This is a genomic window from Novosphingopyxis sp. (genome assembly GCF_965218915.1).
In the GTDB taxonomy this organism is placed as follows: Bacteria; Pseudomonadota; Alphaproteobacteria; order Sphingomonadales; family Sphingomonadaceae; genus Novosphingopyxis.
Genome location: NZ_OZ244708.1, coordinates 1,058,209 through 1,077,280 on the forward strand (window position 1 = coordinate 1,058,209; position 19,072 = coordinate 1,077,280).

General features: G+C 61.8%; 17 protein-coding genes. 7 read left to right on the forward strand and 10 right to left on the reverse strand.

Features of this window, described 5'->3' with window-relative positions; all coding sequences use genetic code 11:
• The first annotated feature begins 69 nt into the window (after window positions 1–69).
• The 3 genes from ACOQPC_RS04905 to ACOQPC_RS04915 all read left to right on the forward strand — a co-directional run bounded on the left by ACOQPC_RS04905 (window position 70) and on the right by ACOQPC_RS04915 (window position 3,887).
• A complete protein-coding gene (locus ACOQPC_RS04905) occupies window positions 70–945 on the forward strand; it encodes an alpha/beta fold hydrolase (protein WP_420607537.1) in 876 nt (291 codons plus the stop codon).
• The gene (locus ACOQPC_RS04910) at window positions 942–2,087 is read left to right on the forward strand and encodes a glycosyltransferase (protein WP_420607538.1); all 1,146 of its coding nucleotides are present in this window, start codon (window positions 942–944) and stop codon (window positions 2,085–2,087) included. Before ACOQPC_RS04905 ends, ACOQPC_RS04910 begins: the two co-directional genes overlap by 4 nt.
• Window positions 2,088–2,483: 396 nt before the next feature.
• Window positions 2,484–3,887 (forward strand): NAD(P)H-dependent flavin oxidoreductase, encoded by a 1,404-nt coding sequence (locus ACOQPC_RS04915; protein ID WP_420607539.1) that lies wholly within the window; start codon window positions 2,484–2,486, stop codon window positions 3,885–3,887.
• Window positions 3,888–3,895: 8 nt separating this feature from the next.
• Here the strand turns inward: ACOQPC_RS04915 and ACOQPC_RS04920 are convergent, their stop codons facing one another.
• Both ACOQPC_RS04920 and ACOQPC_RS04925 read right to left on the reverse strand, forming a co-directional pair.
• The gene (locus ACOQPC_RS04920; RefSeq protein WP_420607540.1) at window positions 3,896–5,179 is read right to left on the reverse strand and encodes an ammonium transporter; all 1,284 of its coding nucleotides are present in this window, start codon (window positions 5,177–5,179) and stop codon (window positions 3,896–3,898) included.
• A 249-nt stretch (window positions 5,180–5,428) separates the two neighbouring features.
• Window positions 5,429–6,427: a 2-hydroxyacid dehydrogenase gene (locus tag ACOQPC_RS04925; RefSeq protein ID WP_420607541.1), complete on the reverse strand. Its 999-nt coding sequence runs from the start codon at window positions 6,425–6,427 to the stop codon at window positions 5,429–5,431.
• A gap of 109 nt (window positions 6,428–6,536) precedes the next feature.
• On the opposite strand from ACOQPC_RS04925, the gene ACOQPC_RS04930 reads away from it, so the two are divergent.
• A complete protein-coding gene (locus ACOQPC_RS04930; protein ID WP_420607542.1) occupies window positions 6,537–7,034 on the forward strand; it encodes an SH3 domain-containing protein in 498 nt (165 codons plus the stop codon).
• Window positions 7,035–7,084: 50 nt separating this feature from the next.
• On the opposite strand, the gene ACOQPC_RS04935 is transcribed toward ACOQPC_RS04930, so the two are convergent.
• Window positions 7,085–8,275 carry a thiolase family protein gene (locus ACOQPC_RS04935; RefSeq protein ID WP_420607543.1) on the reverse strand — a complete coding sequence of 397 codons (1,191 nt, stop codon included), beginning with the start codon at window positions 8,273–8,275 and terminating at the stop codon, window positions 7,085–7,087.
• A gap of 307 nt (window positions 8,276–8,582) precedes the next feature.
• Here ACOQPC_RS04935 and ACOQPC_RS04940 point away from each other — a divergent pair, with 307 nt between their 5' ends.
• A complete protein-coding gene (locus ACOQPC_RS04940; RefSeq protein ID WP_420607544.1) occupies window positions 8,583–10,100 on the forward strand; it encodes an MFS transporter in 1,518 nt (505 codons plus the stop codon).
• A gap of 124 nt (window positions 10,101–10,224) precedes the next feature.
• Complete coding sequence (locus ACOQPC_RS04945) at window positions 10,225–11,025, forward strand: enoyl-CoA hydratase-related protein (protein WP_420607545.1); 801 nt, start codon at window positions 10,225–10,227, stop codon at window positions 11,023–11,025.
• Between the two features lie 81 nt (window positions 11,026–11,106).
• Here ACOQPC_RS04945 and ACOQPC_RS04950 read toward each other — a convergent pair whose 3' ends face one another.
• The 3 genes from ACOQPC_RS04950 to ACOQPC_RS04960 are packed head-to-tail and all read right to left on the reverse strand — an operon-like array spanning window position 11,107 to window position 15,446.
• Window positions 11,107–13,167, reverse strand: a complete 2,061-nt coding sequence (locus ACOQPC_RS04950) for a TonB-dependent receptor (RefSeq protein ID WP_420607546.1) — start codon at window positions 13,165–13,167, stop codon at window positions 11,107–11,109.
• 56 nt (window positions 13,168–13,223) lie between these two features.
• The gene (locus ACOQPC_RS04955; protein WP_420607547.1) at window positions 13,224–13,973 is read right to left on the reverse strand and encodes a hypothetical protein; all 750 of its coding nucleotides are present in this window, start codon (window positions 13,971–13,973) and stop codon (window positions 13,224–13,226) included.
• A 21-nt stretch (window positions 13,974–13,994) separates the two neighbouring features.
• The gene (locus ACOQPC_RS04960; RefSeq protein ID WP_420607548.1) at window positions 13,995–15,446 is read right to left on the reverse strand and encodes a spinster family MFS transporter; all 1,452 of its coding nucleotides are present in this window, start codon (window positions 15,444–15,446) and stop codon (window positions 13,995–13,997) included.
• Between the two features lie 397 nt (window positions 15,447–15,843).
• On the opposite strand from ACOQPC_RS04960, the gene ACOQPC_RS04965 reads away from it, so the two are divergent.
• Window positions 15,844–16,335, forward strand: a complete 492-nt coding sequence (locus ACOQPC_RS04965; protein ID WP_420607549.1) for an MFS transporter — start codon at window positions 15,844–15,846, stop codon at window positions 16,333–16,335.
• Between the two features lie 342 nt (window positions 16,336–16,677).
• On the opposite strand, the gene ACOQPC_RS04970 is transcribed toward ACOQPC_RS04965, so the two are convergent.
• Genes ACOQPC_RS04970 through ACOQPC_RS04985 form a run of 4 tightly spaced genes read right to left on the reverse strand, consistent with a single transcriptional unit; the run spans window position 16,678 to window position 19,027 of the window.
• On the reverse strand, window positions 16,678–17,388 hold the full coding sequence (locus ACOQPC_RS04970; protein ID WP_420607550.1) for a DUF4396 domain-containing protein: 711 nt from the start codon (window positions 17,386–17,388) through the stop codon (window positions 16,678–16,680).
• 22 nt (window positions 17,389–17,410) lie between these two features.
• Window positions 17,411–18,145 carry a MauE/DoxX family redox-associated membrane protein gene (locus tag ACOQPC_RS04975; protein ID WP_420607551.1) on the reverse strand — a complete coding sequence of 245 codons (735 nt, stop codon included), beginning with the start codon at window positions 18,143–18,145 and terminating at the stop codon, window positions 17,411–17,413.
• A gap of 31 nt (window positions 18,146–18,176) precedes the next feature.
• Window positions 18,177–18,734, reverse strand: coding sequence for a DUF305 domain-containing protein (locus ACOQPC_RS04980; protein WP_420607552.1), 558 nt, complete (start codon window positions 18,732–18,734; stop codon window positions 18,177–18,179).
• A 20-nt stretch (window positions 18,735–18,754) separates the two neighbouring features.
• Complete coding sequence (locus tag ACOQPC_RS04985) at window positions 18,755–19,027, reverse strand: metal-sensitive transcriptional regulator (protein ID WP_420607553.1); 273 nt, start codon at window positions 19,025–19,027, stop codon at window positions 18,755–18,757.
• Window positions 19,028–19,072 lie beyond the last annotated feature (45 nt).

Sequence of the window (19,072 nt, forward strand, 5' to 3'; positions counted from 1 at the left end):
AGGGAGCGGGTATGGGTTCTATCGGTGCCATGCCTCACGAATTGGGCGTGGCCGGGGAGATTGGCAAGCATGGGCGCATTTTCGGATGGCTATTGGTGGTCGCGCGACGGCCTGCGCCTGCATTATCGCGACTATGCGGGCGACGATACCCGCGCTCCGGTGATCTGCCTGCCCGGCCTTACCCGCAACGCGCGCGATTTCGAGGAGCTGGCGGCGCATCTCGCGCCCGGCCGCCGCGTGATCTGTCCCGAATTTCGCGGGCGCGGCGAGAGCGCCTATGCCAAGGACGTGATGAGCTATGTTCCGCTCAGCTACGCGCAGGACATCGAAGCGCTGATCGAAGAGCTTGCGATCACCCGCTTCACCGCGATCGGCACGTCGCTCGGCGGAATCGTCTCTATGCTGCTCGCCTCGACCTGGCCCGAACGCATGGAAGGGGTCGTGCTGAACGATATCGGCCCCGAAATCGGTGCGGAGGGACTGGCGCGCATTCAGGGCTATGTCGGCGAGGGGCGCAGTTTCGACAGCTGGGCGCATGCCGCGCGCGCGCAGGAGGAACTCAACGGCCCGATCTACCCCGAGTGGCAGCTGGCCGACTGGATCGGCTTTGCCAAGCGCACCCACAAGCTTTCGCCCAAGGGCCGCGTGGTGCAGGATTACGACACCCGCATCGCCGAGCCGTTCGAGGTGCCGGGCAGCGCCACCGGGGTCGATCTGTGGCCCGCCCTGCGCGCCATGGCGGGCACCCCGCTGCTGATCGTGCGCGGAGAGCATAGCGATATACTGAGCCCCGGCACCGCCACCAGGATGCTGGATATAGTGGACGATGCGCAGATGGTGACGGTGCCGGGAACCGGCCATGCGCCGACGCTCGACGAAGCGCCGGTGCGAGAGGCGATCGATGCGTTTTTGGTGCGGATCGCATTGGAGAGTGCGTCCGCGTGAAGCCCGTCCGCCTGCTCCACTGCCACGGCAGCTTCGATCTCGGCGGTAAGGAAGCGCGCACCGCCAAGCTGATGAACCGGTTCGGCGGCGAAGCGGCGCACACGGTTCTGGTCGCCAACGGAGATATCGGCGCGCGCAAGGCGATCGATCCGGGCATATCGGCCCAATTCCCTACCGACGCGCCCTCGCTGGCGGGCAAACCGGGGCTCGGTCGCTACCGCCAGCTCGGCGCCTATATGAAGCGCTTCGATCTGATCCTGAGTTATAATTGGGGATCGATGGACGCGGTGATGGCGCATGCGATCCTGGGCGGGATGCTGGGCCTGCCGCCGCTGATCCACCACGAGGATGGGTTCAATCAGGACGAGGCGGTGCGGCTCAACCGAAAGCGCAACTGGTTCCGCGCGCTGGCGCTGACGCGGGCGAAGGCGCTGGTGGTACCCTCGCTGCGGCTGGAACGGGTGGCGCTCTCCGGCTGGCACCAGAGCGCCGAAAAAATCCAGCGGATCGCCAACGGCATCGATGTCGATCGCTATGCGAAGAAGCCGCAGCGCGGTGCCATTCCGGGATTCAGGAAAGCGCCTGGCGAGGTGATCGTCGGAACGGTGGCGGGTCTTCGCCCGGTCAAGGCGCTCGGCCGGCTGGTGCGCGCGGTCCACGCGGCGGGCGAGAACGTCAGGCTGGTGATCGTGGGCGAGGGGCCGGACAAGGAAGCGATCGAGGCGGAGGCGGCGCGCCTCGGCATGGCGGACCGGTTGCTGATGCCGGGCTTTCTGGATCGTCCGCATCGCTATGTCGGGCTGTTCGATATCTTTGCCCTGTCCTCGGACAGCGAGCAGTTTCCGATCTCGGTGATCGAGGGCATGGCCGCCGGCCTTCCAGTCGCCGCGCCGGCGGTGGGCGACATCGCCGAGATGGTCAGCGCCGCCAATGCCGGGTTCGTCACCCCGCCGGGCGACGCGGCGGCGCTGGGCGCGGCGATCGCTCGGCTGGCGGCTGCTCCGGCCAAGCGCAAGGCGATCGGCGAGGCCAATCGTGCCAAGGCGCAGGCGCAATATAACGAGGACCGGATGGTCGCGCGCTACCGGCTCCTCTACGGTTCGGCCATGGGACGCCCGGATTTCGCCCGGATGGATGTCTAGGGTCAGGACCTATTACTGGCGCGACCGAGGTTTGAAGCGATTTGGCTCAGTGCAAGAAGAAGAGGCGCAGGAATATGTCGATATTTCAAGCCTCTTCGACGTAGCAATGGGCCAAATCGATCAAATCCCGAAGGGACGGCAAAATGGCTTCCAGCTCGAACCGAAGCACGCTTGGAAACAGAACCACTGTTCCCAGCGCGCGCTTCGGTCCGATCTGTTCGCCATTTTGTCGCCTCGGCCGTGCCAGTAACAGGTCCTGACCCTAGTCCTGACCCTTAGTGGCGGAATTTGCGGGACATCGAGCGTAACATTGGTTAGCCCCCCGCGCATATTCCATGGTTTGGGTTTGGCGGCCCATATTCGCGGGACGCGCCGCCAAAAGGAGAGCGAAGCAACGTGTTCAAGGGTCTGAAGCCGATCCAATATGCCGGGCGTGAAGTCTGGCCGATCATCGAAGGCGGCAAGGGCGTGTCCGCCACCAACCACGCCTCGTCCGGCGCATGGGCGGCGGCCGGCGGCATCGGCACCGTCTCGGCGGTCAATGCCGACAGCTATGACGAGCATGGCGACGTCATCCCGCAAGTGTACGAAGGCCGCACCCGGGGGGACCGCCATGAGGAGCTGGTGCGCTACGCCATCGACGGCGCGGTGGCGCAGGTCGAGCGCGCGCACGAGATCGCCGGCGGCACCGGCGCGATCAACATCAACGTGCTGTGGGAAATGGGCGGCGCGTCGCAAGTGCTGCACGGCGTGCTGGAACGGACCCGCGGCAAGGTGGCGGGCGTCACCTGCGGCGCGGGCATGCCGTACAAGCTTAGCGAGATCGCGCAGCAATATGGCGTCCATTATCTGCCGATCGTGTCTTCGGGCCGCGCCTTCCGCGCGCTGTGGAAGCGCTCCTATCACAAAGTGCCCGAGCTGATGGCCGCGGTGGTCTACGAAGACCCATGGCTGGCTGGCGGGCATAACGGCCTGTCCAATGCCGAGGACCCGACCAAGCCCGAAGACCCCTATCCGCGCGTGAAACAGCTGCGCGAGATGATGCGCGCCGAGGGAATATCGGACGAGGTGCCGATCATCATGGCCGGCGGCGTCTGGTATCTGCGGGACTGGGACAACTGGATCGACAATCCGCATCTCGGCCAGATCGCGTTCCAGTTCGGCACCCGTCCGCTGCTGACCCGGGAGAGCCCGATCCCGCAAATCTGGAAGGACGAGCTGACCAAGATCGACGAGGGGGACGTGCTGTTGCACAAGTTCAGTCCCACCGGCTTTTACTCCAGCGCCGTGAAAAACCCGTTCCTGCGCTCGCTCGAAGGCAGGTCATACCGGCAGATTCCGTTTTCCACCGAGAAGGCGGGCGAGCATACGCACCGGCTCGACGTCGGCGTGAAGGGCAAGAATTTCTGGGTTGCGGCAGGCGATCTGCTGCGCGCGCGCGAGTGGGATTTGCAGGGGTTTACGACGGCGTTGAAGACGCCGGACAACACGCTGGTGTTCGTGACGCCGGACGAACGCGCGATGATTCGCAAGGATCAGGCCGATTGCATGGGCTGCCTTTCGCATTGCGGCTTTTCGAGCTGGAAGGATCACGACAATTTTTCGACCGGGCGCCTCGCCGATCCGCGCTCGTTCTGCATCCAGAAATCGCTGCAGAACATCGCCCATGGTGCCGATCCGCACGAGAATCTGATGTTCGCCGGTCATTCGGCCTATCTGTTCAAGCAGGACCCGTTCTATTCCAACGGCTTCGTGCCGACGGTGAAACAGCTGGTCGACCGCATCCTGACGGGGGACTGACGACGCCGTCAGATTTGGTCGATCAGGGCGTCCAGCCCGCGCTCCTCGACTTCCGCGCTGACCCGCATCGGCAGGGCGGCGGAGACGGCATAGCCCAGGATCAGCGTGGCGACCGCGGTCCAGGCGGCGACCGCGCCGACGGCGACGAGTTGGATGACGAGCTGCGACAGCACGCCCGCGCCGTCCGCATAGCCCACGCCGTCGAACGCCGAAGCGGACAGGATCGCGGTGAGCATCACCCCGACGACGGCGCCGGTGCCATGGAGCGCGAACACGCCCATGGCGTCGTCGATCGAGAGTTTGCTCTGGATCAGGCCGAACATGGTGCGGCACAGGATCGCGGCGAGCGCGCCGACGATGAGCGCGCCGAGCGGTCCCACCGAACCGGCCGCCGCCGAGATCGCGACATGGCCCGCAATCGCGCCCAGGGCAAATCCGCTCAGCGTGGCATGGCCATATCTGCGCCGGTCGAGCGCGGCCCAGACCAGCGCGGACAGGCAGGCGGCGAGATGCGTGTTGACGATCGCGCTGCCCGCGCCGAGGTCGCTCGCGGTAAGCGCCGATCCGCCCGACAGCGCCAGCCAGCCGATCCAGATCAGGCCGAGCCCGCCCAGGCTGACGACCCCGTTGGAGGCGAAGACCCCGCGGGCATCGAAATCGCGGCGGCGGCCGATCATCAGCGCGATGACGAGCGCGGCGACTCCCGCGGTGAGGTGGACGGTGAGGCCGCCGGCGAAATCGATCACGCCCATATCGGCGAGCCAGCCGCCGCCCTGGGTCCAGCGCGCGACCGGCGCGTAGACCATCAGCGACCACAGGGCGGAAAAGACCAGGACCCAGCCGAAGCGCGCGCGCTCGGCATAGGCGCCGACTAGGATCACCGGGGCCAGGATGGCGGGCATCATGTTGAACAGCGCGAAGACGATTTCGCCGATGCTCTGCCCCTCGCGCACCGCCAGCGTATCGGCGAACATCGCGTTGGATAGCGAGCCGAGCCAGTCCCCGCCGTCGGCGGAAAAGGCGATGCTGTAACCGATCGCGATCCACAGCGCGGAAACGACCGCCATCACCGCGCCGATCTGCAGCGGGATCGACAGCATGTTCTTGGCGCGCACGCGGCCGGCATAGAAGAGCGCGAAGCCGGGCACGGTGGCCATCAGCACGAACAGTGCGGACGACAGCATCCAGGCGGTGTTGCCGCTGTCGGTCAGCACCTCGGGCACCTGTGCGTAGGCGGGCGCGGCGATCAGGCCGAGGACGAGGGCGGCGGGAAGCAGTTTGAGAGCGCGCATGGACGGGCCTTGGTTCGCGGGAATGTGCAGGCGGGTCTAGCGCGTCGGAGGCTGCAATTTGGTTAATGCCCGGTCTAAATCCCCCCGTTCCGGAGAGGGGGATCATCCGAAGGAGAGGCACTCTCGACATTGCCCAACCTTTGACGGGGCAGGTGCCCCTCCACCGGGTCCCCGTGAAGTATTACTTCGCGGGGTGCCCCCCACCCCGACTTCGTCGGCGGTCCCCCTCAGCTTCGCGAGGGTAGGATTTCATCCCATTCCGGTCAGCACCTGGTCCGGGGGCCGGTGCCCGTCGGCCCAGATGCGAATATTGGCGATTACCCGTTCGCCCGACGCCTCGCGTCCCTCGAAGGTCGCGCTGCCAAGATGCGGCAGCAGCACCACATTGTCGAGCGCGAGCAGACGCGGGTCGACCGCGGGCTCGTGCGTATAGACGTCGAGTCCCGCACCGCCGATGCGGCCCGCCTCCAGCGCCTCGATCAGCGCGTCCTCGTCGATCAGCTCGCCGCGCGAGGTGTTGATGAGATACGCCTCCGGCTTCATCGCGCGGATGCGGCCCGCGTCGATGAAGCCGCGGGTCTCCTCGGTGAGCGGCGCGTGGAGCGAGACGATGTCGCTGCGCGCGACCAGCCGGTCGAGATCGGGCTCATAGGTGACGCCCAGTTCCTCCTCGATCAGCGGGGGCAGGCGACGGCGCTTGTTATAGAGGATGTTGAAGCCGAAACCGCGCGCACGCTGCGCCACCGCCTCGCCGATCCGCCCGAAACCGACGATGCCCAGCGTCTTGCCGCCGACGCGGTGACCCAGCATGCCGCTCGGCCGCCAGCCCTTCCAGCCGCCCGATCGCATCAGCTTCTCGCCCTCGGCCAGCCGGCGGGGGACCGAAAGGATCAGCGCCAGCGTCATGTCGGCCGTATCCTCGGTGAACACACCGGGCGTGTTGGTGACGGCGATGTGCCGCTGCTGCGCCGCGGCCAGATCGATATGGTCGACACCCGTGCCGAAATTGGCGATCAGCTTCAGCCGGTCCGGCGCCGCCGCGATCAGCGCGGCATCGATCCGGTCGGTGACCGTGGGAACCAGCACGTCGCAATCGGCCATCGCGGCGGCCAGCTCTTCGCGGGTGAGGGCATGATCGTCCGGGTTGAAGCGCGCGTCGAACAGCTCGGCCATGCGCGCCTCCACCTCCGGCAGCAGCCTGGCGGTCATGACGACCCTGGGTTTGGCGATGCGCGGTTCGTCGGTCATGACCTGTCGCTACTGCGCGAAGATGGGACAGGCAAGCGAGCAGGGGACTTGCCGGGGCGGGGCCGCGATCGATATAAGCGCCGTCACCGTGGGGAGATCGTCGCGCATCATGCAATTCAGGCCAATCTTGTTCGCCATCACCCTCGTCGCGGCGCTCGTCGCCTTCGCGGTGCCGGTCGCGGCGCAAAGCGATCCCGAGCTGCCCTATTGGGCCTCGATCGACGTGGACGAGGCACGCATGCGGGCCGGACCATCGACCGAATTTCCGATCAAATGGATCTACCGGCGCAAATACCTGCCGGTGAAGGTGATCGACCGGATGGACGGCTGGCGCAAGGTGGAGGACCCGGCGGGCGATCAGGGCTGGATGCACAGCAGGTTGCTGAGCGGAGACCGCACGGCGATCGTCACCGGCGACATTCGCGCGATGCGCGGCGAACCAAGCCCGAACGCGCATGTCGCTTGGCGTGCGGAGCCGGGCGTGGTCGGCCGGATCAGCGACTGCGACAAGGGCTGGTGTCTGTTCGACGTCGCCGGCCAGCGCGGCTGGATCCAGGCGGACGGCATCTGGGGCGAGGAAGAGCTGCCGCGGGCGGAGAGGAAGTGAGGTGAACCTTACTCCTCTCCCGCGAGGGGGGAGGGGAGAAAGATTAACGGCTAACCCACCATCTCCACCGCCACCGCCGTCGCCTCGCCGCCGCCGATGCACAGGCTGGCGATGCCGCGCTTCAGCCCTTGCGTTTCCAGCGCGCCGAGCAGCGTGGTGATGATCCGCGTGCCGCTGGCGCCGATCGGATGGCCGAGCGCGGTGCCGCCGCCGTTCACGTTGATCTTGGCGTGATCGATCCCGAGGTCCCGCATCGCGAACATGGCGACGCAGGCGAACGCCTCGTTCACTTCCCACAGATCGACATCGTCCACGCTCCAGCCGGTTTTCTCGAGCAGTTTTTTAATGGCACCGACCGGGGCAATGGTGAACTCCGCCGGCTCCTGCGCATGCGCCGCGTAAGCGACGATGCGGGCGACCGGCTTCAGACCTTTTTCGCCCGCCACGCTCTGACGCGTCAGCACCATGGCCGCGGCGCCGTCGCTGATCGAACTGCTGGTCGCTGCGGTGATCGTGCCGTCTTTGGCAAAGGCGGGGCGCAGCGTCGGGATCTTGTCCGGCTTGCCCTTGCTCGGCCCCTCATCGGTATCGACGGTCTGTTCGCCCGCGCGGTTCTTGAAGCTGACCGCGACAATCTCTTTCTCGAACGCGCCGCTCTCGATCGCGGCGCTCGCGCGGCGCAGCGATTCGATCGAATATTCGTCCATCGCCTCGCGCGTCAGCTGATATTGGTCGGACATGTCCTGCGCAAAGGTGCCCATCGCGCGGCCCTCCTCATAGGCATCCTCCAGCCCGTCGAGAAACATATGGTCGTAGGCGGTGTCATGGCCGATACGCGCGCCCGAGCGGTGCTTCTTTAGAAGATACGGCGCATTGGTCATGCTCTCCATGCCGCCCGCGATCAGCATGTCGACCGAGCCGGTCGCCAGCGCCTCGGCCCCCATGATCACCGTCTGCATGCCCGAACCGCAAACCTTGTTGACCGTCGTCGCCTGCACCGACTTGGGCAGTCCGGCCTTGATCCCCGCCTGCCGCGCGGGCGCTTGGCCGAGCCCGGCGGGCAGCACGCAGCCCATATAGAGGCGGTCGACGTCGCCGCCGTCGATCCCGGCGCGCTCGACCGCGCCCTTGACGGCGGTGGCGCCAAGCTCGGTCGCGCTGACATCGGACAGCGCGCCCTGCATGGCGCCCATCGGCGTGCGGGCATAGGACAGGATGACGACGGGATCGGAACTGGACATTCGTGGGCCTTTCTACGGCGTGGATATCTGCAACGGATGTAGACCAAACGAGCCTTGGGTCAAATCGGTCCATGTCAAGCGGCGGGACGGGATCGCGCACCGGCGATCTGCGCGGATCGACAGCTGGTTATCCCGACCACGCCTGATTTGAAACGAGAAAATCGGTATAATCCGCAGTTGCGCTTTTCCGCACATAGTTTAGCTTCTTGAGAATAATATAACAAAATCCGGGAGTCGGGATGACCTGTCGTATAAGCGCAAAGCCGTTGCGCGCTCACAATGCGAGCTGCAAAAAATGGAGCGAAGCATGATCGCTCCACCCGGGAGCCTGCCGCGGCGAAAAAAAACGCTGTTCGACAAGATAGCTTATGGTTTTGGCTCCATCGCCTACGGTGTGAAAGACAACGGCTTTCAGGTTCTCCTGCTGCTTTACTACAATCAAGCGCTCGGTCTGTCAGCCTCTCTGGTCGGTTTCGCGGTGATGATCGCCCTTGTTTGTGATGCGATCTCGGATCCCCTGGTCGGCCGCATGTCGGACAACCTTCGATCACGTTGGGGCCGGCGCCATCCATTCATGTATGCCGCCGCGCTTCCCGTTGCGATCTCCTACTATTTCCTTTGGAATCCGCCTGCCGGTCTGGAGGGCGATGGACTGTTTTATTATCTGCTGATCCTGATGATCTGCATTCGGACTTTCATTACCTTCTATGAAATCCCCAGCAGCGCGCTCGTCGTCGATCTCACGGAGGATTATGACGAGCGCACTTCGTTTCTGAGCTTCCGCTATTTTTTCGGTTGGATCGGCGGACTGACCATGGCGGTGGCCGCGTTCAGCGTGTTCCTTCGCCCGAGCCCGGAATATCCGGACGGGCCACTGAATCTCGAAGGCTATTCCAATTACGGCCTGACCGCCTCGCTTATCATGCTGGTGGCGATTGTGGTTTCTTCGATCGGCACTCACCGGCACATTCCGACCTTCCGCCCGACACCGCCGAAGCAGCCCTTCGACCTTGCGCGATCAGCGCGCGAGATATTTGCCACTCTAACCTTTAAACCCTTCATGATAATGCTCGGTGCAACATTCTTTGCCTATGCCGCATCGGGAGTTGCGGGGTCGATCCTCACTTATTTTCGTATCTACTTCTGGGAGCTTACCGGCGACCAGATATCCATCCTGCTGTTCGGCAATTTTGCGTCGGTGGTCATAGCATTATTCTTGGCGCCTCGGGTTGCCGCGCATATGGGCAAGAAACCAGCGGCGATCATGTTCGCGGTGTTGACTATCATTCTCAGTCCGCTTGCCTATGCGGGGCGTTTGTTCGATGTCATGCCCGCCAACGGCGATCCGGCGCTGGTCGTCATTCTCTTCATTACCAGCTTTTTGAATACGATCCTGGTAATGAGTTCGGGGGTGGTTGGGTCCTCGATGCTGGCTGATGTGGTCGAGGATTTTGCTTCTCGAACCAGGAAATTTTCAGCGGGCCTGTTTTTTTCGGCCAACGGTTTCGTGCTCAAGGCCTTGTCCGGCGTAGGTGTGTTCGGGGCGGGCATAATCCTCGATTTTGTAAGCTTTCCCGAAGGGGCCAAAGTCGGCGCTGTTGCCCCAGACGTATTGACCAATATGGCTTTAACCGAAATACCGGTGCTTGCGTCGCTTCAAATCGTCTCGCTGCTTTTCGTCTTTGCCTATCCCATCAGCCGATCGCGTCACGAGCAAAACCTGCGAAAAATTCATGTTGAAGACGAAGTTCGCGAGGCGGCGGCGGAGATTCAGAGTGCCGAAGGCGAAGCAGGGCGTGCTTTACAAGGACGAACTACGGTCTGAGGGATCGGCACGCCGATATTGTTTTTTTAAGGTGGGGATCATTGACGAGAATTCGCTTGTTCGAAGCGATCCTGACGTCACCCCCTCAGAAGACGCAGTTGCTGAAATATGCCGAGGAGAAAATATGTTCCAGCCGACTACGGCTAAGATCGACAGCAGCGAGCTGGCCGTCTCCTATCCTTCGGTTGGCATATGCCTGATTGCGCTGGCTCGGCCTGAACGGCGCAACGCGCTTTCCACAAAGCTACTGATTGCGGTTGCCGCAGCTCTCACCGCCGCTGGGATTGATAAGAATATCCGGGTCGTGATCGTGACGGGAGGGCCAGATTGTTTTGCGGCCGGTGCCGACATCAACGAGCTTGATCAAGCAGATGCCGATGAGCCGATCGATAGCCCCCGTTTTATGGCATGGGGAACGATCCGTAGTTTTTCCAAGCCTCTGATCGCTGCCGTGGAAGGATGGTGTCTCGGCGCCGGCCTCGAACTGGCCATGACTGCCGATTATATCATTGCAGGCGAGGGCGCGTGTTTTGGACAGCCTGAAATCAACGTGGGTATCATTCCGGGCGGCGGTGGAACGGCCTTGCTGTCGAGACTGGTCGGTCGGTCGGTCGCTACACGCATGATCCTGACAGGAGAGCCGATCAGCGCGCAAGCGGCATTGGCGAACGGTCTGGTTGGCGAGGTCACGCCATCCACTGCGGCGATCGAGGCAGCCATGGCCCTGGCCGAAAGCTTGGCGAAACGCGCTCCGCTTGCGCTCTATGCGGCCAAAGCCAGTCTGCGCGACGCCGACGTGCTGCCCATCGACGAGCATTTCGTTGCCGAACGGCGCCGCTTTATCGAACTGCTCAGCACCGCAGACAAGAAAGAAGGAATGGCGGCATTTCAAGAGAAACGTCCCGCGCGGTGGTGCGGTCGCTGAACGAACGGCTTTCTTATCGATGCAAGAAAAAACGACCTCGAGTGCCCTGAGGCATTGCAAAGCCGCAATGATCACGAGAATTTATCGGCCAAGTCCTGCCCTCAGTCCGATCCAAACGGTGCGTGACGCGCCAAGGTCGATCGAACCGCCCTGATTGCGCGTGAAGACGTCCTCGTCGAAAAGATTTTCGCCGCGTAGCACCAGCGCGAAGCGGTTCGTCACCGCGATCTCGGCAAAGGCATCGAGCGTGGTCGCGGCCGGCAATATATCGGTATTGAGATCATCCTCATATTGCCTGCCGACATGCCGTAGCGTGGCGGACAGACTCCAACTTTCGGACGGGGTGATCCCGATCGTCCCGCTTGCGGCAAATCCGGGGGTCTGCGCAGGCCGGAAGCCGTCTATTCCGGCGGCGAACCCGCTGCCGTGCGTCCTGGAATCGGTCCAGGCGGCGGATCCGGTGAAGCGAAAAGCATCGAGCCGCGCACTGGCAGACGCCTCTATCCCGCGCGCTTCCACCGCATCGATATTCCGGCGCTGGCGCAGATCGGGCGCCAGCGTGACATTGGCGATGGCTTCGCACAGCCGGTTGTCGAAGGCGGTGAGCGCGAGCCGCCATTGCGGGGCCGGCGTATAATCGATGCCAATTTCCACGCCGCGCAGCCGTTCGTTCCGCAGCTTTTCATTGGCCTTCGTGACCACCGGAAACACCACGAACGGCCGGTAAAGCTCGTTCAGCGTCGGCACGCGCAGGCCGGTATAGGCGGCGGCGCGCAGCGAGAGTGCGCCGGTCGCCCGGTAGAGCGCGCCCGCGCGGAAACTGCCGTCCCATCCGCTGCGATCGGCATAGCGGTTGTCGATCACCAGATTATTGGCCTCGTCGCGCTCTTGGAAAAAGCCTTCGGCGATGCTCCAGCGGTCGGCTCTGGCACCGGCCGTCAGCGTCAGCGCCCCGAGCACGAGATCGTCCTCGACATAAAACCCCAGATCGCTGTTGCGCCCGCCCGCATTGCGCCGCGCGGTGATGGCGGCGGTGAACGCGCTGATCGCGTCCTCGAACAGCTGGCCGTCGGCGATGCGCAGATCGCTGCCAAGCCGCAGCGTATTGGCTGCCCCTGTCGGCGGCCTGATTTCGATCTTGCCGCCGATCCCGGTCGAGGGGGTCGAGCGCTGGTCCAGCACCGGCACGAAGCGCGTCGAGCTGATCACGATATTGGTGAAATCGCGCGCCTGAACATAGCCGAGCACATCGAATTGCCAGCGGCCTTTGCCGACCAGTCGCAAGCTGGCGTCCTGACCGCTGCTCGTGCTGTCGGCACCGTCGAAGCGCAGCGTCCGGTGATCGGCATAGCCCAGCCCGCGCGCCTGCAGTTCGATGTCCGGCGTGATCGGGGCCGCGCCGCGCAGGCCCAGCGAATAGCTGTCATAGCGCGCGCGCGCGCTGGCGGGCACGCGCTGGTCGCCGGGTGTCGTGTAAAAGCCCTGCCCGCGGTCCCAGCGCGCTGAAATGACGGCGAATCCCGCGCCGAGCCGCGGCGCCAGCAGCGCGCTCGCTTCGGTTTCGGCGCGATCGTTGATGAGTGCGCCGATCTCGGCGACATCGAGCTGGTCCGGCCCGGCGCTTTCCAGCTCAATCGTCCCGGCGACCGCGCCCGCGCCGAACGCACCGCTGCCCCCGCCGCGCGTGATGCGAGCCGATGCAAGCCGCTCGGGCGCGATCGCGCTGAAAGGGATATAGCCGAAAAACGGGTCCGCCATCGGCACGCCGTCGAGCAGCACCAGCGCGCGGCTGGTAGCGTTGCCGCCCAGCGCGCGCAAGGTTGCGCCCTGCGCCGACGGGTTGGACGAACGGCTGTCCGAACGACGGAATTGCTGAAATCCCGCGACGTTCGACAGCGCGTCCTCGATCCGGCCCGATCCGGTGGACAGCAAGCTCTCGCGCACCAGCAGGACCGAGCCATAGGCTGGCGTGCCCGGCGTTTCTTCCAGACCGCGACCGGAAACGATGATGGTGTCATTTGCGGAGGAAAGCGGTTGATCGGCTGGCTGGTCCTGTGCGGCATCTTGGGCGTAGGCCACGGCGGATGTGAACCCGATCCAGAGCAGACTGCAGACGCTGGCGGCAATACGGGCCGTCTTCATGAAAATTCCTCGGTCAGAAAAAATGCTACAACGATCCGTATTAGGGTCAGGACCTGTTACTGGCACGGCCGAGGCGACAAAATGGCGAACAGATCGGACCGAAGCGCGCGCCGGGAACAGTGGTTCTGTTTCCAAGCGTGCTTCGGTTCGAGCTGGAAGCCATTTTGCCGTCCCTTCGGGATTTGATCGATTTGGCCCATTGCTACGTCGAAGAGGCTTGAAATATCGACATATTCCTGCGCCTCTTCTCCTTGCACTGAGCCAAATCGCTTCAAACCTCGGTCGCGCCAGTAATTAGGTCCTGACCCTAGAGCGGCATCGCCAATATGTCGGCTATGATGGTCAGCGATCGCTTCGGAGCGCTGCATCATGGGCGCGAACATTTCCTCGATCGTCGGCGGTCGGCTTCTAACGCCGTTCTTGGGCCGAATTGGGCGAGCAGGGCCGCAGCGTTTGAAAGCACGCGTCATACGCGAGCTCGATACGACATTCGCCAGCAAATACACGACGATAAGTTTGGCGATTATGTACCTTGCATACCCGTTTCCTTTTTCGTCACCCCAGCGAAAGCTGGGGTCTCGGGCGGGATCGCCATGAGGCCTGAGATGCCAGCTTTCGCTGGCATGACGTACAAAGAAAGGCGGAGCCATGCCGTTTCTGAATTTCCATCCGACTGGGTTTGCAAAGCACATAATCGCCATAAGTTTGCACGAGGTGCTGCAATCCCCAGATTGTTCGTGCTTATCAGCGCAAAGCGACAGGAGAAAAATATCTGATCGATCCCGGTTTATGATCCATTTGTTCATGACATTCGGTCGGCCGACGGCTTATTGAGCGGTCGGCATTCCCCGTCGCAGCGAGATCGCAGCTAGGAGATAATGCAGCGCAGCCCATAAGCTTACTCCATATGCAAGCAGGACACCTTGTCTGGTCGCGAGTTCTACGGCCGCTCGGCAAGCCAAATCCGCGGTGCTGCCAGGAACATCGCCAATGCCTCCCGGACAGCTCGTTTGAAACGCTGCCGCATCGACCGAGCCAAGTCCGGCAAGGGCGGGGAGAAGACTGTCAACATCAGGATATAGACGATGAAATGCGCCGAGATGGTCGATCAGCCAGCCTGTCAGCGGCGGACCAAAGCCGAGCGCGACGAGGTTTAAGACGAAGAAAAGCACTGCGGTGGCCGTCGCGCGCCGCTCGGTGGGGAAGGCGTTCTGGATAACGCCATAGGTTGGCCCCATATAGGTGTAAGACAGCGCGCCGGGAAATAGCATCCAGGTTGCGGCCGCTTGCCAGCTGTCGGCGGTGTAAATCCCCAAAATAAGCGGATAAGCGCAGGCAATGCCGATCGCCGGAATGAGCCCGTACCAGATGGTTGCGCCGTGCCGTGCGAGGCGGTCGCTTACCAACCCGCCCAGCAAGACGCCCGCGCCTTGGCTGGCTCCGCCTATGAGGCCGGTGATCAGGCCTATCTGAGCATAATCGAGCCCGAAAGCGCGGCTCCAATAAGGCTGGACGAATGTGCCGCCGCCATATCCGGCAAAGCTCACGAGCGTGATGCCGATCATCATGTTGAATAATGTGAAATTGCCGAACATTGCGCGGGTGACGCGGCCGGTTTCCCGCACGTCTTCGCTCAACGAATATGGCTTCAGCGGAGTGGGGGTTTTGGCCTCCATCGCGCCGCGAACCGGCTCTCGCACAAGCAGCTTGATCGCGACGGCGAGCAGCGCTCCCGGCAGGCCCAGTGCGATGAACGCAATCCGCCATGAATAATTTTGGGCTATCCATCCTCCGGCGACGGCACCGATCATCACGCCGATTGGAACGCCAAGCGAGTAGACGGAAAGCGCCGATGCGCGTTTTTTCGGCTCGTAATAATCGCTGAGCAGCGAATGCGCGGGCGGCGACAGGCCGGCTTCGCCGACGCCGACCCCGAACCGACAAGCGGCGAGAGCGGCATAGCTCGTCGCCACGCCGCAAAGAGCCGTAAAACCCGACCATATGAAGATGGCTGCAGAGATTATATTGACCCGCGGCATGCGCTCGGCCAATCGCGCGAGCGGCAGTCCCAATATGGTATAAAGCAGGGCGAAATAGAGACCGCCAAGCAGGCCCAGCTGTGTGTCGGTGATCTTGAGATCGTCCTTGATCGCCTGTCCGATGGCAGCGACGATCGTGCGATCCACGAAATTGAACGTGTAGGCCGCCGTCATCAACGCCAGCACGATGCGCCGCTCGCGATGTCCTGTCAGCGCTTTATCGGAGGCACCGAGCGCCATTTTCCCCTCCTGTCTTACCGTTTGAACGCTATCCGTTTCTTTGGCGATTATGCACCTTGCAAACCCGTTTCCTTTTTCGTCACCCCAGCGAAAGCTGGGGTCTCGGGCGGGATCGCCATGAGGCCTGAGATGCCAGCTTTCGCTGGCATGACGTACAAAGAAAGGCGGAGCCATGCCGTTTCTGAATTTCCATCGACAGGGTTTGCAAGGTACATAATCGCCGTTTCTTTAGGAGCGTAGCGGAAGATTATATCCGCACAACCAAAAAAGCACCGCATAATCCAGACCTATGTTCTCAATCCCTAGGTATTCGTTGACAGTCCATGGATGGCGTACATACACATATTCTCAAAGGCTGCCGGCGCGCTGACCCTTTGTGAGTATGAGGAGAGTGATCATGGCAACGTCGGTAGCGGGAGCGTCTGTCAAGAATCCCACGCGCAAATTCTCGACCAAATTCTTCTACGGCATCGGATCGATCGCTTTCGGCGTGAAGGACAACGGGTTCAGCGCACTGTTGCTTCTGTTTTATAATCAGGCGCTCGGTCTCGATGCGCGTTTGGCGGGTTTGGCGATCGCGCTCGCGCTAGTGGTCGATGCACGTCCGCGGCGCTTCTGGCTTTGGCTGGCTTCCCGGCGCGAGCAAATCCGGGCACTGTTCCTGGCGAGGCGCTTACGAGCTTGGGCGCAACCTATGTCGTCGCCATCGTCGTCCTTAACCTGCTGTCCATGGGATGTGTCATTCTCTTTCGGATCACACGCGTCGCGCATTCCCGGAACTTGCAGATATTGGCCGAGCGCCGTTCCGAGAATGTTCGAAGGTGGCGGCGTCAAAGATCTGCTCTGCGCCCTTCCAAATGAAAGTGCTCGTTGCCGTTTGCCAAGATGATCCTCCTATCGACCATCGTGCTTGCAGCCAGATCAAGAGTCCAGCATTCTGACTGCTTTGAACTAGGCGGTGCGGGCATTTCTTGGCGGCGTTCGGTAGTTGCCAGAGCTCATCTGCTTTGCTCAGCTCCTAACAAAGCTCACTTGCGATCCATCGGGAAGCTGTGGATTCTCCAGGCAGATTATTGGACGGCCTCCGTTGTAATTGGTGAGACTTACCAAGCCGTCAGTCTTATTAAGAAATTGACCCAGCTAACAATCAAGGACTATTGCTTGGCATGCTTTTGGTTGAGGTCATCGAAAACCACGGCGTCACGGCATCTTCACTTGCGTGCAGCATGGGTCACATGCGCTCTTTCAATTCAGCGCGCACCAAGAGCCAATTGGTTGGATAAGCGGTGGCAAATCCAGCGATCATCGCGATCTGCATAACGAACCAGAACTCGGGCGTGTTGACTGCGGCCAAGCCGCCGAAACGAGGGGCAAAGATCAGAAACTGGATGACAGCCATCATGCCATACATGCCGATCTGCCAGCTCGATATCGATGCGATATCTGCTTTGATGGCCTGCCAGACGCCTTGAGACGGCGAGAGATCGCGCATCGGCTTGATCGTGAAATACTGGAAAACGATGCCGATCATGAATGCGACGATAAAATCCGGAATCCAGATTGCGAACATTTTTTCGCCAAATAGCGTGCCATATCCGAACCAGGTGGCGATGGCTGGGACGGCAAAGGCGCTCCACTCCACGATGATATCGCCTAGCGTGCAGCCGGCACCACAATGGCTGGCACCTTTGAACACGGCAGCGGCAAACGGAGTATCCGGTTGGTTGTCGAAATTACCGTCCTCCGGACCGCGGCCCCAGGCGTAATACGCCGCGAGCCACAGAACACTGCCGAACAGAGCAGTCAGGGGCCAGACGAGATACATGATCCACATTTTTTGCGGACGGCGCATCAGATCGAGCGCAATAGTGATCGAGCATACGCCGCCTGCAATTAGCGAAGCGATTGCGAGGTCATGCAGCCAAGCCGGAAAGTCGGTCATGGTCATTTAGCAGCAGGCAGGCTCAGCTGAGGAGCATCCAAAGCGCCATCGCCACCATCATCACATTCTCGGTCAGCGAGACGAAGCCCAGCGGCACGCTGGAGCTGCCGCCGACACAGGCGCATTTCAGTTCCCGCTTCTGCACATAGACGGCGTAGAAAACGGAAATCGCGCCAATGGTGCCGATGAACAGCGCCACCGGGATCGATATCCAGCCCAGCACGCGGCCCAGCATCAAGATGCCCGCCAGCGCCTCGGCAAAAGGATAGATGCTTGCGTAAGGCACCCAGCGCTGCGCCAGCAGATCATAGCCCAGGAACATCGTTGCAAAGCCGCGCACGTCCTGCAGCTTCTGGATCGCCAGGATGCACATGGAGAGCGCGATGAACATCTCGCCCGTGCGGATGGTCAGCAGCTGCCCGAACATCGCCCAACTGAGCGACAGCGCCATCAGCGCAGCGACAGCGAAAATTGCAATGACTGGCTTGTAACTGGTGGTATCCGGATCGGGAACCGACTTGCCCAAGAACCTACGCAGATCATCGTTTCCGCCGATGCGCTGGCCGTCAATAAAGGTTTGCGGCGTGGTCTTCACATCGTGCTTCGCCTTGAACGCGTCGGTTTCATCACGCGTCGTCAGCCAGTGATCATCGACCGTAAAGCCATTGCTTTCCAGCAAATGCTTGGAGCGTAGACCGTAGGGGCAGACGTGCTTGTCCATCACCATGCGGTATAGAGTGGCGGTCTTCTTGCTCATCGTTGTTCTCCAGATCGTGTTGGCGGCGGATTCAGTCCCCGACGTTCAACGCGCCCTCGAAAGCGGGCACTGGACGCGCGGCGGTCTCGGCCGCGCTGGTGACCTTGCCGTTTTGCTTTATATCGTTCAGCAGCCACTTCATTTCTTTGATTTCGCGACGCTGTGCCCGGATGATGCCGTCGGCCAGTTTGCGCACGCGCGGGTCATCGATGCCAGCGCGTTCGCTGGTCATGATCGCAATAGAATGATGCGGGATCATGGCTGACATGTATTCGCTATCGTCAATAGAGACTTGGCTGCGCATTAAGAATAGGCCCAGCAAAAATACGACCGTGGCGACCGCTAATATGATCATGTTTTTGGTCTTGTTACGATACATCGACCACATGAATGCCAGCATGACAGCGGCCATTACGCCTCCCATCATAAACATCATCCAGAAACGCGTCTCACTCCACATCACGTGGCCGAGCTGATAGGTGTTGAGATACATGAGCCCGAGCATAATTACAGTGGACGTGCCGACCATGGCCATAAACCGAGGATAGCTGCCGCCTTCGCCCGCCGTGCCTTGCGTCTTCTTTTCCATCGTATCTCTCTCTTGCGTCTCTATCGTTTCACTTTCTCAAACAGATCGATCAGTTCGCCGAACTTGGCTTGCTGATCGGCAGCGTCGCCGGACGCGATCGCTTCGGCCACGCAGTGTCCGGCATGATCTTTCAGGATCTGGCTTTCCACCTTGGCCAGTGCCGATTTCACTGCCTGCATCTGATGGAGGATATCGATACAATAGCGGTCATCGTCGATCATTTGCGCGATGCCGCGGACTTGCCCCTCGATCCGGCGCAGGCGGTTGATAATGGATCTGTGATCGGCTGCCATAACGTTGGACCTTGCAATACCCTAATGGGGTATCCAGATAGTCTG

What these genes read in the sequence shown, in the direction of transcription:
- ACOQPC_RS04905 (WP_420607537.1), top strand. Translation starts at nt 70, where the DNA reads ATGGGCGCATTTTCGGATGGCTATTGGTGGTCGCGCGACGGCCTGCGC.
- ACOQPC_RS04920 (WP_420607540.1), bottom strand. Translation starts at nt 5,179, where the DNA reads ATGCGCGCTCTCAAACTGCTTCCCGCCGCCCTCGTCCTCGGCCTGATC.
- ACOQPC_RS04925 (WP_420607541.1), bottom strand. Translation starts at nt 6,427, where the DNA reads ATGACCGACGAACCGCGCATCGCCAAACCCAGGGTCGTCATGACCGCC.
- ACOQPC_RS04930 (WP_420607542.1), top strand. Translation starts at nt 6,537, where the DNA reads ATGCAATTCAGGCCAATCTTGTTCGCCATCACCCTCGTCGCGGCGCTC.
- ACOQPC_RS04935 (WP_420607543.1), bottom strand. Translation starts at nt 8,275, where the DNA reads ATGTCCAGTTCCGATCCCGTCGTCATCCTGTCCTATGCCCGCACGCCG.
- ACOQPC_RS04940 (WP_420607544.1), top strand. Translation starts at nt 8,583, where the DNA reads ATGATCGCTCCACCCGGGAGCCTGCCGCGGCGAAAAAAAACGCTGTTC.
- ACOQPC_RS04945 (WP_420607545.1), top strand. Translation starts at nt 10,225, where the DNA reads ATGTTCCAGCCGACTACGGCTAAGATCGACAGCAGCGAGCTGGCCGTC.
- ACOQPC_RS04950 (WP_420607546.1), bottom strand. Translation starts at nt 13,167, where the DNA reads ATGAAGACGGCCCGTATTGCCGCCAGCGTCTGCAGTCTGCTCTGGATC.
- ACOQPC_RS04955 (WP_420607547.1), bottom strand. Translation starts at nt 13,973, where the DNA reads ATGAACAAATGGATCATAAACCGGGATCGATCAGATATTTTTCTCCTG.
- ACOQPC_RS04960 (WP_420607548.1), bottom strand. Translation starts at nt 15,446, where the DNA reads ATGGCGCTCGGTGCCTCCGATAAAGCGCTGACAGGACATCGCGAGCGG.
- ACOQPC_RS04965 (WP_420607549.1), top strand. Translation starts at nt 15,844, where the DNA reads ATGGCAACGTCGGTAGCGGGAGCGTCTGTCAAGAATCCCACGCGCAAA.
- ACOQPC_RS04970 (WP_420607550.1), bottom strand. Translation starts at nt 17,388, where the DNA reads ATGACCGACTTTCCGGCTTGGCTGCATGACCTCGCAATCGCTTCGCTA.
- ACOQPC_RS04975 (WP_420607551.1), bottom strand. Translation starts at nt 18,145, where the DNA reads ATGAGCAAGAAGACCGCCACTCTATACCGCATGGTGATGGACAAGCAC.
- ACOQPC_RS04980 (WP_420607552.1), bottom strand. Translation starts at nt 18,734, where the DNA reads ATGGAAAAGAAGACGCAAGGCACGGCGGGCGAAGGCGGCAGCTATCCT.
- ACOQPC_RS04985 (WP_420607553.1), bottom strand. Translation starts at nt 19,027, where the DNA reads ATGGCAGCCGATCACAGATCCATTATCAACCGCCTGCGCCGGATCGAG.